The organism is Vogesella aquatica, assembly GCF_028548455.1.
Lineage (GTDB): Bacteria > Pseudomonadota > Gammaproteobacteria > Burkholderiales > Chromobacteriaceae > Vogesella > Vogesella aquatica.
Genome location: NZ_JAQQLF010000005.1, coordinates 59878 through 72963, shown reverse-complemented (window position 1 = coordinate 72963; position 13086 = coordinate 59878). Strand labels below are relative to the sequence as shown.

Below are 13086 nucleotides of genomic sequence, written 5' to 3'. Positions count from 1 at the left end.
AAGGCGGTAATTGTCGCAGAAACCACAGCAAAACGCACGGTGTCCGGCTGGCCGCATGGCAATGCAACAAATCGCCTTGCATCTGCTACCATCCTTGCTATTGCAACCTGTTCAAAGTACCAAATTGACACTCAAGCCCAGCCTTGCCCTCTTTGCCTTCATCAGTAGCACTGTATGGGCGTCTACCCCCGAACCGGATGTCGACATTGCCCCTCTGGGCCAGCACCTGGTAGTCAACCTGCCGCAAACCCGCGTGTTGCTGTATCAGGATGGTGTGTTGCTGCGCAGCTACCCGGTGGCGGTGGGCAAGCAGATCACGCGCACGCCTACCGGTAGCTACAGCATTACCGGCATACACCGTGACCCGACCTGGCATGTGCCCAAGTCCATTCAGGCGGAAATGGTGAAGAAAGGCCAGCCGGTAAAAACCGAAGTGCCGCCGGGGCCGGATAATCCGCTGGGCAAAGTATTTATCCGCTTTGGCGAGCCGCGTCTGGGCTTGGGCTTTCATGGCACCAACCAGCCCGGCAGCGTACCCGGGGTACGTAGCCATGGCTGTGTAAGGCTGAAAAACGAGAATGCGCTGGCCCTGGCCGACTGGGTGAGTAATGGCGCCCAGGTGACCATCGCCTACCAGCCGCTGGTATTGAACGAAGACGAGGCCGGCGAGCTGTGGCTCACCGCCTACCGTGATATCTATGGCATGAAAGACCCGTCCTATCGCCATCTGGCCAATACACTGCTGGAATGGCAGCGCGACAAGTCCAAAGTGCTGCACGGTGCCCGTGTGGATGTGGCGATTCGTGAACGCACCGGCAAGCCGGTATGCCTGTCGTGCAAGGATGTTGCCACCGCTACCATAACCGGTGGGCTTAGCATCAAGCGCTGGCTAAGCGTAGAGCCGGAGCCGGTGCAGCAGGAGGCGACGGTACCGGTGCAGGGGCGTGCCTTGCAGAGCAAAGCGCCTGTTGTCAGCCCAAGCTAGTACCCATCACGCCTGTTTGCTGGCCAAGCTCACCACTTGTGGTGGGCTTTTTTGCGGCTGCTTGTTGCCATACGCCAGTTTGCGGCGAGCAGGCCGCTACGGCTTGGCTGACCTTGGGTAGATGGCTACGCCGGGTAAGCTGGCGGGCAGGGACGCAGGCCAGCAGCCCCCGTGCAGCCTGCTTTTTGCATGCTCTGCGGGTAGGCGGGGCAGTGTTTGATCAGGGTCATTTCGTGGTGCTCTGGCGGTGCAATACTGGAATCAGCCCATGCGGTACCGTGCTGCACGGGCGGCCAGGACACTGGATACCCGATGAAACCAGAAGACTATCTGATACAGACACACCAGCATTGCCAGCAGTTGTTCCAGGCTTTGCAGAGCCGGATAGCACAGCAGCGCTGGGTAGAAGCACAGCAAGCCTGCCATGATTTTTGTGCCGAGCAGGACAGCCATTTTGCCGACGAAGAGCAGGTGCTGTACCCGCTGTACGAGCAGCAAAACGGCCAGCAGCAAGGGCCCACCGAAGTGATGCGCTACGAGCACGAGCAGCTGCGCGACCTGATGGAGGCGCTGTACCAGGCGGTACAGCAGCGTGACGTGGCCGTATGCGCACCGCTGGCTGGCGTATTGCAACGCCAGCTACGGCTGCACCACAGCAAGGAAGAAAGCATCCTGTACCCGTTTTGCCTGCTGGGTACGGCTGATCTGCTTGCGCTGCGCTGGCCGGGTGTTTCGGCCGGGGGCTGAGTATCAGGCAGCGTGCTGCAGCTTGCGCCGTGCCTGCGCCAGGTCCCAGTCGCCTTGCAGGTCCAGCCAGAAGCGCGGCGGCAGGCCAAACAGCAGCGATAGCCGCAGCGCGGTATCGGGGGTAATGCCGCGATGGCCCTGGATGATTTCGTTCAGGCGGCGGCGCGACAGCCCCAGCCGGCAGGCGGCATCGGTTTGTGTCAGGCCGGCAGGCCGCAAGAAGCGGCTGTGCAAAAAGCGCCCCGGGGCCATGGGGGTTCGGGCGGTAAGGATTTTGTGTGCCATGCGGCCAACCTTTGAAAAAATGGCCGGGGTTTCCCCCGGCCCAACTTACCCACACACTCTACAACTATCGTTTGCCGGCACCGCGTGGCGGGCCGGCGTGTAGCTACAGGGCCTGCGTGACAGCAAGACGCCGTCACGGCCAGCCCTAATCCTTGAACATGCGAAAGCCGCTGATCATGGTGGACACCATGCTCTGCTTGGACATGATGTCCTCGCGGATGGCGGCGTACACGTGGATCATCACGAACAGCAAAATCGCCCACATGCCCAGCCGGTGCCAGCTGTGTACATCCAGGCTGTTGCCAAAGGCCACGATTACCCAGTTAAAGGCGGTATGCGCCCAGCTGCCATCGCCGGTGCCTTCGCCGTACAGCGCAAAGCCGGTGGCGCACATGAACAGCGTGGCCCAGATGAAGCTGGCCATGGCGATCTGGCCTACCGGGTTGTGGCCGATGTATTTCTTGGGGTAGCGCTCGATAAACAGGTACCAGCGGATCTCGAAGAAAAATTCTTTCCACCACGCCTTGTCCCACACCGGCACCAGGATGATTTCGCGCGCGTGGTGGTTGCCCACCACCGCCCAGTACAGCCGCCCCACCAGCCCCACCGCCAGCACGTAGCCAGCGGCAAAGTGGGCAAAGCGGATGTAGCCCATCACATAACGGAAGGTGGCCTCGCCCGGCACGCTGGGTAGCGGCTTGCCGATAAAATAGCCGGTGAGCGACAGCGTGATGATGCACAGCACGGTGACCCAGTGCCACAGCCGCACCGGTGCCTCGTACACATAAACCGACGTTACCTTGCGGCCCAGCCCCTGCGGGGCGTTGCCGTCAAAACCATAGCTTTTCATCGCTTGCTCCTGAGTCTGTGCCACCCCCCGCTACTCGCTTGTGCAGCGGGGCCGTAGCATCTGCTCTGAATAAACCGGCAGCGCCGCAGCAGGGGATTGCAGCCCCCGCCGCGGGCCATTCCGGCGATCCGGCTGCCGCCGGGGTGTGCGGTGGCGGCAGCCGGGTCTGGGGACCAAAGGTTGGCCGCATGCGGCCAACCCGATGCGTTTAGCGCACCTGTACTTTCACCAGCTCGCCGCCGTCATCGCCGATAACGTGGGTAGAGCAGGCCAGGCAGGGGTCGAAGCTGTGCAGCGTGCGCAGGATCTCCAGCGGCTGGTCTGGCACCGCCATCTTGGTGCCCATCAGCGAGGCTTCGTAAGCGCCGATCTGGCCCTTGTCGTCGCGCGGGCCGGCGTTCCAGGTGGTGGGTACCACGCACTGGTAGCTGTCGATCTTGGTGTTTTCAATCTTCAGCCAGTGGCCCAGCGCGCCGCGTGGCGCCTCGGTAAAGCCCACGCCTTTTACCGACGCCGGCCAGGTGGACGGGTCCCATTTCTCGACGTTGGCGGTAGCGGTGTCGCCGTTCTTGATATTGGCGATCAGCTGGTCGTAGAAGCTGGCCATCTGGCGTGCCGCCCACACCGATTCCAGCGCGCGCGCAGCGGTGCGGCCGTTGGTGGAGAACATCACCTCCAGCGGCGCGTTGAAGTGCTTGAGTAGCGCGTCTACCGGCTCTTTGAACTCCGGCTTGTTCTGGTGGTAGCCAATCAGGTAGCGCGCCAGCGGGCCTACCTCCATGGCGTGGCCTTTCCAGCGCGGCGACTTGATCCACGAGTACTTGGCCGACTCATCCAGCGACTCGATGCGCGTCTTGGTGCCTTTGTGGTTCGGCCCCAGCTCGAATTTTGGCTCGGTGATGCCATCAAACGGGTGCAGGCCTTTCTTGTCGTCGCCGTAGCTGTACCAGCTGTGGGTAACGAATTCCTGGATTTCGTCCGGCGCGTACAGGTCTACCGGGTGGATGTCGCTGAACTTGCCATTGATGATGGCGCCGCGCGGCAGCAGCAGGTTGGCCGCACTGTAGTCGTTGGCCTTGTCGGGGAAGTCGCCGTACGACAGCACGCTCTGGCTGGCCAGGCCGCCGCCGATCTTGAACCACTCCGGGTAGAAGCCGGCAATGGCGATCACGTCCGGCACGTACACCTGCTCGCAGAACTCGATGGTGCGGTCGATCACCTGTTTCACCAGGTTCAGGCGTTCCATATTGATGGCACCCACCGCGCCGGTGTCGTCCACGTTGATGGCGCACGGCATGCCGCCTACCAGCCAGTTCGGGTGCGGGTTCTTGCCGCCGAAGATGGTGTGGATCTTGACGATTTCTTTCTGGAAATCCAGCGCTTCCAGGTAGTGCGCCACCGCCATCAGGTTGGCTTCTGGCGGCAGTTTCATCGCCGGGTGGCCCCAGTAGCCGTTGCGGAACGGGCCTAGCTGGCCGCTTTCCACAAAGCGCTTCAGCCGCGACTGCAGGTCGCGGAAGTAACCGGGGCTGGACAGCGGCCAACTGGAGATGCTTTGTGCCAGCTCGCTGGTTTTCTTGGGGTCGGCTTTCAGCGCCGATACCACGTCTACCCAGTCCAGCGCGTGCAGATGGTAGTAGTGCACCAGGTGGTCGTGCACGTACAGCGCGGCCTGCATCAGGTTGCGGATCAGGTTGGCGTTGGCCGGGATATTGATCTTCAGCGCGTCTTCTACCGCGCGTACCGAGGTCAGCGCGTGGGTGCCGGTGCACACGCCGCAGATGCGCTCTACAAACGCCCAGGCGTCGCGCGGGTCGCGGCCTTTCAGGATCACCTCCAGCCCGCGCCACATGGTGCCGGTGGATACCGCGTTGGTAATCACGTTGTTGCTGTCCAGGTTCACTTCGCAGCGCAGGTGGCCTTCGATGCGCGTTACCGGGTCTACCACCACGCGGCGGCCGCTGTTGTCCAGGGTAAAGCCTTGGGTCTGGTAGGCCATTACACGTTCTCCTTGTTCTTGTTCTGGGTGTCGTCAAGCGGCTTCAGGTCCTGCTTTTTCAGCACCGTGCTCTTGATGGCGCTCACCGCCGCGTGGGCGGCAATGGCCGCCCCCACGCCGCCGGCTACCGTCATGCCGATCTGGTCGGCGTTGGCCTCGATGCCGAACTGCGGAATGCTGGTGACGCGGTCGTAGAACGAGCCCTTGTCCCAGAAGCCGTCTTCCGAGCAGCCGATACAGCCGTGGCCGCTTTGTACCGGCCAGCTCACGCCGCCGTTCCAGCGCACGGTGGAGCAGGCGTTGTAGGTGGTGGGGCCTTTGCAGCCCACCTTGTACAGGCAGTAGCCCTTGCGCGCGCCTTCGTCGTCCCAGCTTTCCACGAACTGGCCGGCGTCGAAGTGCGGGCGGCGGTAGCATTTGTCGTGAATGCGCTGGCCGTAGAACATCTTGGGGCGGCCCTGGCGGTCCAGCTCCGGAATGCGGTCGAAGGTCACCATGTAGGTGATGACGGCGGCCATTACTTCGGGGATGGGCGGGCAGCCCGGCACCTTGATGATGGGCTTGTCCAGAATCACCTGGTGTACCGGCGTGGCGCGGGTGGGGTTGGGCTTGGCCGCTTGCACGCAGCCCCAGCTGGCACAGGAACCCCAGGCGATCAGCGCCTTGGCATTGGCCGATACGCGCTTGAGTTTTTCCACGAAGGGCTCGCCGCCGGGGAAGCAGAACATGCCGTCCTCGTTCAGCGGCGGGTTGCCCTCGATGGCCACGATGTACTCGCCTTTGTGCTTTTCCATGATCTCTTCCAGGATGGCTTCGGCCTGGTGGCCGGCGGCAGCCATGATGGTGTCGTCGTAGTCCAGCGAGATCAGCGACAGGATGGCGTCTTTGGCCAGCGGGTGCGCCGAACGGATAAACGATTCGGTGCAACAGGTGCATTCCAGCCCGTGCAGCCAGATCACCGGCGTGCGTGGCTTGGTTTCCAGTGCCTGGGCAATGCGCGGCACAAAAGCCGAGCCCAGGCCCATCGAGGTGGCGGTGAGGCTGCAGAACTTCAGAAAGCTGCGGCGGGTAACACCCTGGCGCCGCATGGCCTGGTAGAAAGTCTCCATCGTGGTCTCTGCCTTATTCTGTTTTATAGGGGGGTGGTTACAACATGGGTGGCAGCCTGTTACAAGAAGCGTGCCAGCTTGCTGGTGTGTGCAAGTGACTGTTTTTGTTTGGTTTTGTTGGTGGCGTTGCAGCGGGGTGGTAAGCGGCTTTGCAGTGGGTGCGGCCAACTGGCTGCCCGCTGTGCGGCGGGGCGGGCAAAAAAATACCGGGCAGGCGCGGGGGGCGGCCTGCCCGGCTGTTGTCATGCATAACAACCAGGTTTGGATGGAGGAGTGTGAGCGGCAATACCACTCGTGCAGCGCCCGTCGGGCAGGCGCTGCGCGCGGGGTACAACCAGCCTTGGCTAGATAGGCATGCGCCGGCCGTTTTCAAGCCCGGCCGGCAACAGAATTACAGGCTGGACGCCAGCAGCCAGGCACCGCTGGCGGCAATGGCGGCGCCGGTAGCGCGAACCCACAGGCTGGCACGGGCCAGCAGGGTGTGGCCAGCCACCAGGCCGCCAGCGTGTAGTGCGGCGGTCGCCAGCACGAAACCGGCCATATAGCCGGCCAGGCTGCCGGCCGGTGCTTCGGCACCGTGGGCGTGGCCGTGTACCAGGGCAAAGGCGGCAATCAGCGGCAGGCCGATACTGGCCGGCACGCGGCTGCCGGCGGCCACCATCAGGCCCAGCACCAGTACCGACAAGGCAATGCCCGGCTCTACCGCAGGCAGGTTGATACCGGCCGCGCCCAGCAGGCAGCCGCCCAGCATGGCCAGCACAAAAGTTGCCGGCGCCGCCAGGCGTACCTTGCCCTGGTGGGCTGCGGCCCACAGGCCGACGGCCACCATGGCCAGCAGATGGTCCAGCCCGCCTACCGGGTGGGCCATGCCGGACAGCAGGTTAAATGTATCGTTGTGGCCGGTGTGGGCCAGCGCGGGCAGGGCGGCCAGGCTGAGCGCGCCAGCCAGCAAGCTGCGGGTCGGGGTCATCGGTGTCTCCGGTAAGTTGTCTTGTGCCGCACGCAGCGGTTGAAGCCGCTAGCTTGCAGGAAACATGCCAGCTTGCCGTTTTTGTTGCCAAGTACTTGATATCTAATGATCTGTCCAGGCACTGTAACGGGGGCGGTTACAGTGTCTGGCAAGCAGCTTTGCACTATGGCCGGCCGGCTGGCAGCCAGCTTTGCTGGCCGGGTGTCATCGCGCTGTCACGCCATGGCGTTACCGTGGCAGCCGTTTCTCAGCTTTTGTCCCGATGCGTTTCTGCCTTGTGCGGCCTGCCATGCAGGCCGTTTTCTTTTGTTACGCCAGCGGCGGCAGCGGGCAGCTTAGCCCCAGCAACACGCCGTCCTGGCGTACCACCTCAAACCCCTCGCGCACATAGAAAGCCACCGCCCGGCTATCGTGGAAGGTACGCAGCCGCAGCTCGCCGTGCCCGGCGGCTTGCTGCCGCAGCCAGGCCAGCGCCTGTGCGCCCAGGCCGCGGCCTTGCCACGCGGGCAGCAGATGCAGCTCGGCCAGATAGACGGCGCTGGCTTCCAGCCGGTAGCCGATGATGCCGACGCGGGCATTGCCCAGCTGCAGCCAGTGGAAGCGGGTGTCGGCGGCGCGCAGCCGGAAGGCGGCACTGTCCCAGGCCAGCTGGTGGCGCTGGTAGTGCCCGGCCATCGCGTTGCGGACAAGGCTGTCGATGGTGCTCAGGTCGTCATTGCTGGCGGGCGGGAAGCTGAGGGGCGTGGGCATGCTAGTGGCACCAAGGTTGGCCGCAGTGGCGGTACGGCCATACTAACCGTTATCTGGATGCCATTCCGCGCCGCCATGCTGCGCGCGGCCCCGGTGCCGCTCTCCTTGCCACGGCCTGCCCGCTACGGCGGGCTTTCTTTTTGTTTGACGCGCAGCCGTGTCAGCTGGCTTGCGGCAGCGTCAGCGTAAAGCAGGCACCGCCTTCTGGCAGGTTGGCCGCAGACAGCGTGCCGCCGTGCTGCTCCACAATGCCATAGCTGATCGACAAGCCCAGGCCGGTGCCTTTGCCCACCGGCTTGGTGGTAAAGAACGGGTCGAAGATGCGCGCCAGGTTGGCCGCGGCAATGCCGGGGCCGTTGTCGGCCACGCTCAGCGCCACCCGGCCGTGCCCGCAGGCCAGTGTCAGCGTCAGCGCCGGGGCGGCTTGCGTTTCTACCGCGTCGTAGGCGTTCTGGATCAGGTTCACCAGCACCTGCTGCAGCTGGTTGGCCGAGCCGGTGACCCACTGTGCGTCGTCCAGCCCGTGGCAGTGCACGTTGACGCGGTGCGGCGCCGCCTGGCCCACCCAGTGCAGCGCACGCTGCACCGCTTCGGCCAGGTTCACGCGCTGGCGGGTGTCGGTTTCGATGGCAGAAAAGCGCTTCAGTGCGTCCACAATCGCGCTGCTGCGCTGCGCACCTTCCATCAGCCCGTCCAGCAGCGACGGCAGGTCGGCCAGCAGGCGGTCTATCTTCAGCTGCTGGCGCAGCGCGGCGGCGTCGGGGTTGGCCGCGTGCACGGCGGCCAGGTACTGCTGCAGCTTGCCAGCGTAGCGCTGCATGGCGTGGGTGTTGCCCACGATGAAGCTGATCGGGTTGTTCAGCTCGTGCGCCACGCCGGCCACCAGCCGCCCCAGCGACGCCATTTTCTCGGCTTGCACCAGCTGCGCCTGCGCCGCCTTCAGCGCCTCGTGCGCCTGTTTCAGCTCGGCGTAGGCTCGTTTGAGCTCGCCCACCGGGCGGCCCACGGCCACAAAGCCGCTGTAGCGCCGTTCGCCGTCGTACAGCGCGCTAACATTCCAGGTGACCGGTATCGATTCGCCGTTGTGGGCGATCAGCGCAATTTCGATATCGCTACCCTCGGCATTACCTGCGGCCAACCTGTGCAGCAGCAGCTCGCGCTCGGCCTCGCCCGGCACCAGGTCGGTGAGTTTGCAGGCGGTGAGCAGGTTTTCGCTCAGCCCGGTGAGCGACACCATGGCGCGGTTCACCTGCCGTACCTGGCCCAGCGTGTCGCACACCACCATCACGTCGGTCATCGCCTCCAGCACGCCTTCGGTAAAACGGTGCGCGTCGGCCAGCTCGCGGTGCTTGGCTTCCAGCGTTTCCTGCGATTGCACCAGCTCGGTGTACACCTGGTCCATGCGGCGTATCACGTCTATCCAGGCTTCTTCGGCCAGCTCGCCGCCCAGGCGGGTGGCTTCGGCGCTGCTACTGAGTTTGTCGGGCATGGGGTCCTCTACTGCACCGTGCACACCTGGCACGGGTCGAAGCTGCGCACGATGTGCTGCACTGCCAGCGCCTGCGCGTCGTCGGCCACGGTGCCCAGCAGGGCGGCTTCCAGCGGGCCGGGCTGGCCGTCGCTGTCGCGTGGCGAGAAGTTCCAGGTGGTGGGCGCAATGATCTGGTAGCGCTGGATGCGGCTGCCGTCCAGCGTCACCCAGTGGCCCAGCATGCCGCGCGCCGCTTCGGTCAGGCCTTCGCCGCGCGCATACAGCGGGTGCGCCGGCAGGGCGGTCTGGAACGGCGCGCCCAGCTCGATGCCGGCCAGCCACGCCTGCATCTGCAGCACCAGCAGCGCCATTTCGCGTACCCGTGCCAGCACGCGGGTGTACACGCTGCTGCCTTGCGCCTGCACCAGCGTGGTGGTCAGCCGGTCGCGGCGCAGCAGGGCGCGGGCGATGGCGCCGGTTTGTGCTGGCTGGCCGGCCAGGCGCGGTGCCTTGCTCCAGCTGTAGGCGTCGGTTTTGTCCGGCACCGGCAGCGTGTCGTCGTCAAACGGGTGGGTGGGGCCGTAGTCCACCAGCCAGGCGTGGCGGCTGTGCTCGCGGATCTGCGCGGTATCCAGTACGTCGGTTTTGCCTTGCAGCCATACGCCGGCCGGCGACCAGGCATTGCTGCCTTCGCCTTCCAGATAGGACGGGCCGGCAATCAGCGGCGCGTCGCAGCGCCCCAGTGCGGCCAGATTCAGGCTATCGGCCAGCTGCAGAAAGCGCGCCAGGTCGGCCTGCGGCTGGCGGCCCGCGTAGTCGGCCAGCGCCGCCGGGCTGTCCCAGGCGGCCACCTCGGGCAGCGGCACGCCGTAGGTGTGCTGTTCCAGGAAGCGGCGGAAAGCGGCCAGCCATTGCCCCAGCCGCACGCGTTCGGCAGCGCTGACGGTGCGGCTGACGCCGCCGGGCTGGATCACCATGGTGTGCGGCCAGTGCCCGGCCAGCGTGCCCATGAAGCGCATCAGCGTGGCGCGTGCGGCCAACATCGGCGCGTGGGCGCTGCCTTCTACGGCCTTGAAACGGGCGCGGATGTCGGCGTGCCAGCCGTGGCCGGCGTAGGCGTCGCGGGCGAAGTCCGGCATGAAAAACAGGTAGAAGTGCGACAGGTGGTCGGCCACGTTTTCCACGGCGTGGATCAGGTTGGTGACGCGTTCGCCGTTGGCCGGCGGCGTCACGTTGTACAGCTGCGCCAGCGCGCGCGCGGCGGCTACCGACTGCGACACCGAGCAGATGCCGCAGATGCGCGGCACGATGGCCAGCGCGTCCATGGCCTGGCGGCCTACCAGAATGCGTTCGAAGCCGCGAAACAGGCCGCTGGTGGCTTCGGCGGCGGCTACTTTGCCGTCTTGCAGTTCCAGCGTCAGGGTGAGGTCGCCTTCCACACGGCCCAGCGGGCCCAGTATGCGTCGTGTCATGGGGTGTTCTTTTTGGGGAGCGACGGTGGCATGGTGATGCGATCCTGCGTGGCGTTAACCTTCACCCGTGTGGGCGTGGCCGACTTGGACAGCGTGGACAGCGCCACGAACCAGGCCTTGGGCATGTCGGTGGGCAGGCCCACCGGGAAGCCGGCAATCTTGGGTGTGTCGAAAAATGCGTGGCCGGGGTCGGCAAAGTCGGGCGCGGTGCAGTTGATGCACGGGTAGCCGCCGGTCAGGCAGGAGCCTTCGCCGTTCCACGGCCGGATATTGCAGTCGGCGTGCGCCTGCGTGCCCTTGCAGCCGACAAACTCCATCAGACAGCCTTGCTGGCCGGGCGCCTCGGCGCTGGCCTTGAATTCGTAAAACTCGTTCTTGTCGCAGCCGTGGTGCACCAGCTTGTCGGCGTAAAAGCGCGGCCGGCCCAGCGGGTCCAGGTCGCTGGCGGCCAGCGCGTCGGCGGCCAGCAGCGCCAGCGTTTCCAGCACCCAGCCGGGGTGGGTGGGGCAGCCGCTGATGTTCACCACCGGCAAGCCGCTGCTGCCGGCAAAGCCGCTACCCAGCAGGCCGCCGGGCTGGTTGCCCTGCCACGCCAGGCCGGTGGCGCCGGTGAGGTTATCACCGGCGGCGGTAATGCCGCCGTAAGCGGCGCAGGTGCCCACTGCCACCACGTAGCGGGCGCGGGCGGCCAGCGCGGCGATCTGCTGGTAGTAGGGCTGGTGTTCGCTACCGCTGATGTGGAAGCGCCCGTCTGCCCCCAGCATCACCGAGCCTTCCAGGCACAGGATGTCGATGCCGTCTGCGGCCAACCCGGCCAGCAGCGGCGCCACCTCGTCGCCGCTGGCTTCGGTCAGCGACGGGTGATAAGCCAGGCGGATGCCGCTGTCGGCCAGCGCGGTAAAGAAGTCGGGGCTTTCCGCGCACAGCGCCGACAGCGTACAGCCGCCGCAGCCGCCGCTTTGCAGCCAGACCAGCGTTTTGCTCGTCATGTCATTCCAGCCCGTAGCGCGTCAGCTTGCTGCGCAGGCCTACCCGCGACAGGCCCAGTTCTTCGGCGGCGCGGGTTTTGTTCCAGCGCTGGCGGGTGAGGGTTTCTTTCAGGATGCGCTTTTCCAGCGCTTCCAGCCGCGTTTTGAGGTCGCCCTCGATGCCGGCCAGGAACGCCAGCTCGGCCACCTGTTCCTCGGCTGCGGCTTGCAGCACCTCGGGCGACAGCAGCTCGGCGCCCAGCGCGTCACCATCGGCCAGCACCAGCATGCGGTTCAGCTCGTTGCGCAGCTGGCGCACATTGCCTGGCCAGCGGTACAGCCGCAGCGCGTCCTGCGCGTCGGCCAGCAGCGTCAGGCCGGGGCGCTGGTAGTGGCGGCGCGCGTCGTCCAGCAGCTTTTCGGCAATCAGCGGAATATCGGCCGGCCGTTCGCGCAGCGGCGGCACGGTGACGGCAAACGCCGACAGCCGGTAGTACAGGTCTTCGCGAAAGCGCCCCTCGCGCACCAGCTCGGCCAGCTTGCGGTTGGTGGCCGACACCACGCGCACGTCCACCTTCAGCGGGCGCGGGCTGCCCACCGGGCGGATTTCGCCTTCCTGCAGCACACGCAGCAGCTTGGCCTGGAAGGCGGGCGAGGTTTCGCCGATTTCATCCAGAAAGATGGTGCCGCCGTCGGCCTGCTGGAACAGGCCGATGTGGTCTTGATAGGCGCCGGTAAAGGCGCCGCGCTTGTGGCCGAACAGCTCGCTTTCCAGCAGCTGCTCCGGCATGGCGGCGCAGTTTTCCACCACAAAGGGGCGGTCGCGGCGGTGGCTGGCGTAGTGCAGCGCGCGTGCCAGCAGCTCTTTGCCCACGCCGGATTCGCCCTCGATCAGCACCGCAATGTCGAAGCCGGCTACGCGCTCCAAAAGCTCGCACACTTTGTCCAGCGGGCTGCCGGCGGCGCGGGTGATGTTGGCCATGGCGTTACGGGCCTTCAGCTCGCGGCGCTTGCCGTCCACCCGGCCTTGCAGCCACGGGGCCGAGGTTTTCAGCTCCACGTTCAATAGTTCGTTGTCCTGCTGCAGGCGGAACAGCTCGGCGGCGCCCTGTACGGTCAGCAGCAGGCTTTCCGGGTGCCAGGGCTTCAGCAGGTACTGGTAGATGCCGGCTTCGTTGACGGCGGCGATGATGTCGGCGTTGTCGGTGTAGCCGGACAGGATGATGCGCACCACCTGCGGGTGGCGCTCGCGCACGCGGCGCAGCAGCGCCACGCCGGTCATGTCCGGCATGCGCTGGTCGGTAACGATCACCTGGATGAATTCGCTTTCCAGGATGGCCAGTGCCTCGTCGGCACTGCTGGCGGTAAACAGCGTGAAGTCGTCTTCCAGCGTGCGTTGCAGCGCTTCCAGCGAGCGGATTTCATCGTCCACCAGCAAAACGGTAGCTTGGGGGCTCATGGCGTGTCTTTCAGGGGCATG

Annotated in this window: 12 protein-coding genes; 2 read left to right on the top strand and 10 right to left on the bottom strand. The window is 65.3% G+C overall.

Annotated features, from left to right (window positions below):
- Positions 1-124 precede the first annotated feature (124 nt).
- Both PQU95_RS04520 and PQU95_RS04515 read left to right on the top strand, forming a co-directional pair.
- The gene (locus PQU95_RS04520; RefSeq protein WP_272750889.1) at positions 125-985 is read left to right on the top strand and encodes a L,D-transpeptidase; all 861 of its coding nucleotides are present in this window, start codon (positions 125-127) and stop codon (positions 983-985) included.
- A gap of 312 nt (positions 986-1297) precedes the next feature.
- Positions 1298-1732, top strand: coding sequence for a hemerythrin domain-containing protein (locus PQU95_RS04515; RefSeq protein WP_272750888.1), 435 nt, complete (start codon positions 1298-1300; stop codon positions 1730-1732).
- A gap of 3 nt (positions 1733-1735) precedes the next feature.
- Here the strand turns inward: PQU95_RS04515 and PQU95_RS04510 are convergent, their stop codons facing one another.
- From PQU95_RS04510 to PQU95_RS04465, 10 genes are all read right to left on the bottom strand, one after another.
- Complete coding sequence (locus tag PQU95_RS04510; RefSeq protein WP_272750887.1) at positions 1736-2017, bottom strand: HigA family addiction module antitoxin; 282 nt, start codon at positions 2015-2017, stop codon at positions 1736-1738.
- Positions 2018-2162: 145 nt separating this feature from the next.
- A complete protein-coding gene (cybH, locus tag PQU95_RS04505; RefSeq protein ID WP_272750886.1) occupies positions 2163-2867 on the bottom strand; it encodes a Ni/Fe-hydrogenase, b-type cytochrome subunit in 705 nt (234 codons plus the stop codon).
- Between the two features lie 208 nt (positions 2868-3075).
- Complete coding sequence (locus PQU95_RS04500; protein ID WP_272750885.1) at positions 3076-4866, bottom strand: nickel-dependent hydrogenase large subunit; 1791 nt, start codon at positions 4864-4866, stop codon at positions 3076-3078.
- On the bottom strand, positions 4866-5975 hold the full coding sequence (locus PQU95_RS04495; protein WP_272750884.1) for a hydrogenase small subunit: 1110 nt from the start codon (positions 5973-5975) through the stop codon (positions 4866-4868). The genes PQU95_RS04500 and PQU95_RS04495 overlap by 1 nt, the downstream gene beginning before the upstream one ends.
- Positions 5976-6366: 391 nt before the next feature.
- Positions 6367-6945, bottom strand: a complete 579-nt coding sequence (locus tag PQU95_RS04490; RefSeq protein ID WP_272750883.1) for a HupE/UreJ family protein — start codon at positions 6943-6945, stop codon at positions 6367-6369.
- 309 nt (positions 6946-7254) lie between these two features.
- Entirely contained in the window at positions 7255-7695 is a 441-nt protein-coding gene (locus tag PQU95_RS04485; protein WP_272750882.1) for a GNAT family N-acetyltransferase, read from the bottom strand.
- Between the two features lie 160 nt (positions 7696-7855).
- A complete protein-coding gene (locus PQU95_RS04480) occupies positions 7856-9184 on the bottom strand; it encodes a sensor histidine kinase (RefSeq protein ID WP_272750881.1) in 1329 nt (442 codons plus the stop codon).
- An 8-nt stretch (positions 9185-9192) separates the two neighbouring features.
- Positions 9193-10638: a nickel-dependent hydrogenase large subunit gene (locus tag PQU95_RS04475; protein WP_272750880.1), complete on the bottom strand. Its 1446-nt coding sequence runs from the start codon at positions 10636-10638 to the stop codon at positions 9193-9195.
- On the bottom strand, positions 10635-11627 hold the full coding sequence (locus PQU95_RS04470) for an NADH-quinone oxidoreductase subunit B family protein (RefSeq protein WP_272750879.1): 993 nt from the start codon (positions 11625-11627) through the stop codon (positions 10635-10637). Before PQU95_RS04470 ends, PQU95_RS04475 begins: the two co-directional genes overlap by 4 nt.
- A 1-nt stretch (position 11628) precedes the next feature.
- Complete coding sequence (locus tag PQU95_RS04465; protein ID WP_227304326.1) at positions 11629-13065, bottom strand: sigma-54-dependent transcriptional regulator; 1437 nt, start codon at positions 13063-13065, stop codon at positions 11629-11631.
- Between the last annotated feature and the right edge of the window lie 21 nt (positions 13066-13086).

Excerpts from the sequence above, each read along its gene's own strand:
- PQU95_RS04485 (WP_272750882.1), bottom strand. The coding sequence starts at position 7,695 with ATGCCCACGCCCCTCAGCTTCCCGCCCGCCAGCAATGACGACCTGAGC.
- PQU95_RS04465 (WP_227304326.1), bottom strand. The coding sequence starts at position 13,065 with ATGAGCCCCCAAGCTACCGTTTTGCTGGTGGACGATGAAATCCGCTCG.
- PQU95_RS04500 (WP_272750885.1), bottom strand. The coding sequence starts at position 4,866 with ATGGCCTACCAGACCCAAGGCTTTACCCTGGACAACAGCGGCCGCCGC.
- PQU95_RS04490 (WP_272750883.1), bottom strand. The coding sequence starts at position 6,945 with ATGACCCCGACCCGCAGCTTGCTGGCTGGCGCGCTCAGCCTGGCCGCC.
- PQU95_RS04515 (WP_272750888.1), top strand. The coding sequence starts at position 1,298 with ATGAAACCAGAAGACTATCTGATACAGACACACCAGCATTGCCAGCAG.
- PQU95_RS04510 (WP_272750887.1), bottom strand. The coding sequence starts at position 2,017 with ATGGCACACAAAATCCTTACCGCCCGAACCCCCATGGCCCCGGGGCGC.
- PQU95_RS04475 (WP_272750880.1), bottom strand. The coding sequence starts at position 10,638 with ATGACACGACGCATACTGGGCCCGCTGGGCCGTGTGGAAGGCGACCTC.
- PQU95_RS04480 (WP_272750881.1), bottom strand. The coding sequence starts at position 9,184 with ATGCCCGACAAACTCAGTAGCAGCGCCGAAGCCACCCGCCTGGGCGGC.
- PQU95_RS04470 (WP_272750879.1), bottom strand. The coding sequence starts at position 11,627 with ATGACGAGCAAAACGCTGGTCTGGCTGCAAAGCGGCGGCTGCGGCGGC.
- cybH (WP_272750886.1), bottom strand. The coding sequence starts at position 2,867 with ATGAAAAGCTATGGTTTTGACGGCAACGCCCCGCAGGGGCTGGGCCGC.
- PQU95_RS04495 (WP_272750884.1), bottom strand. The coding sequence starts at position 5,975 with ATGGAGACTTTCTACCAGGCCATGCGGCGCCAGGGTGTTACCCGCCGC.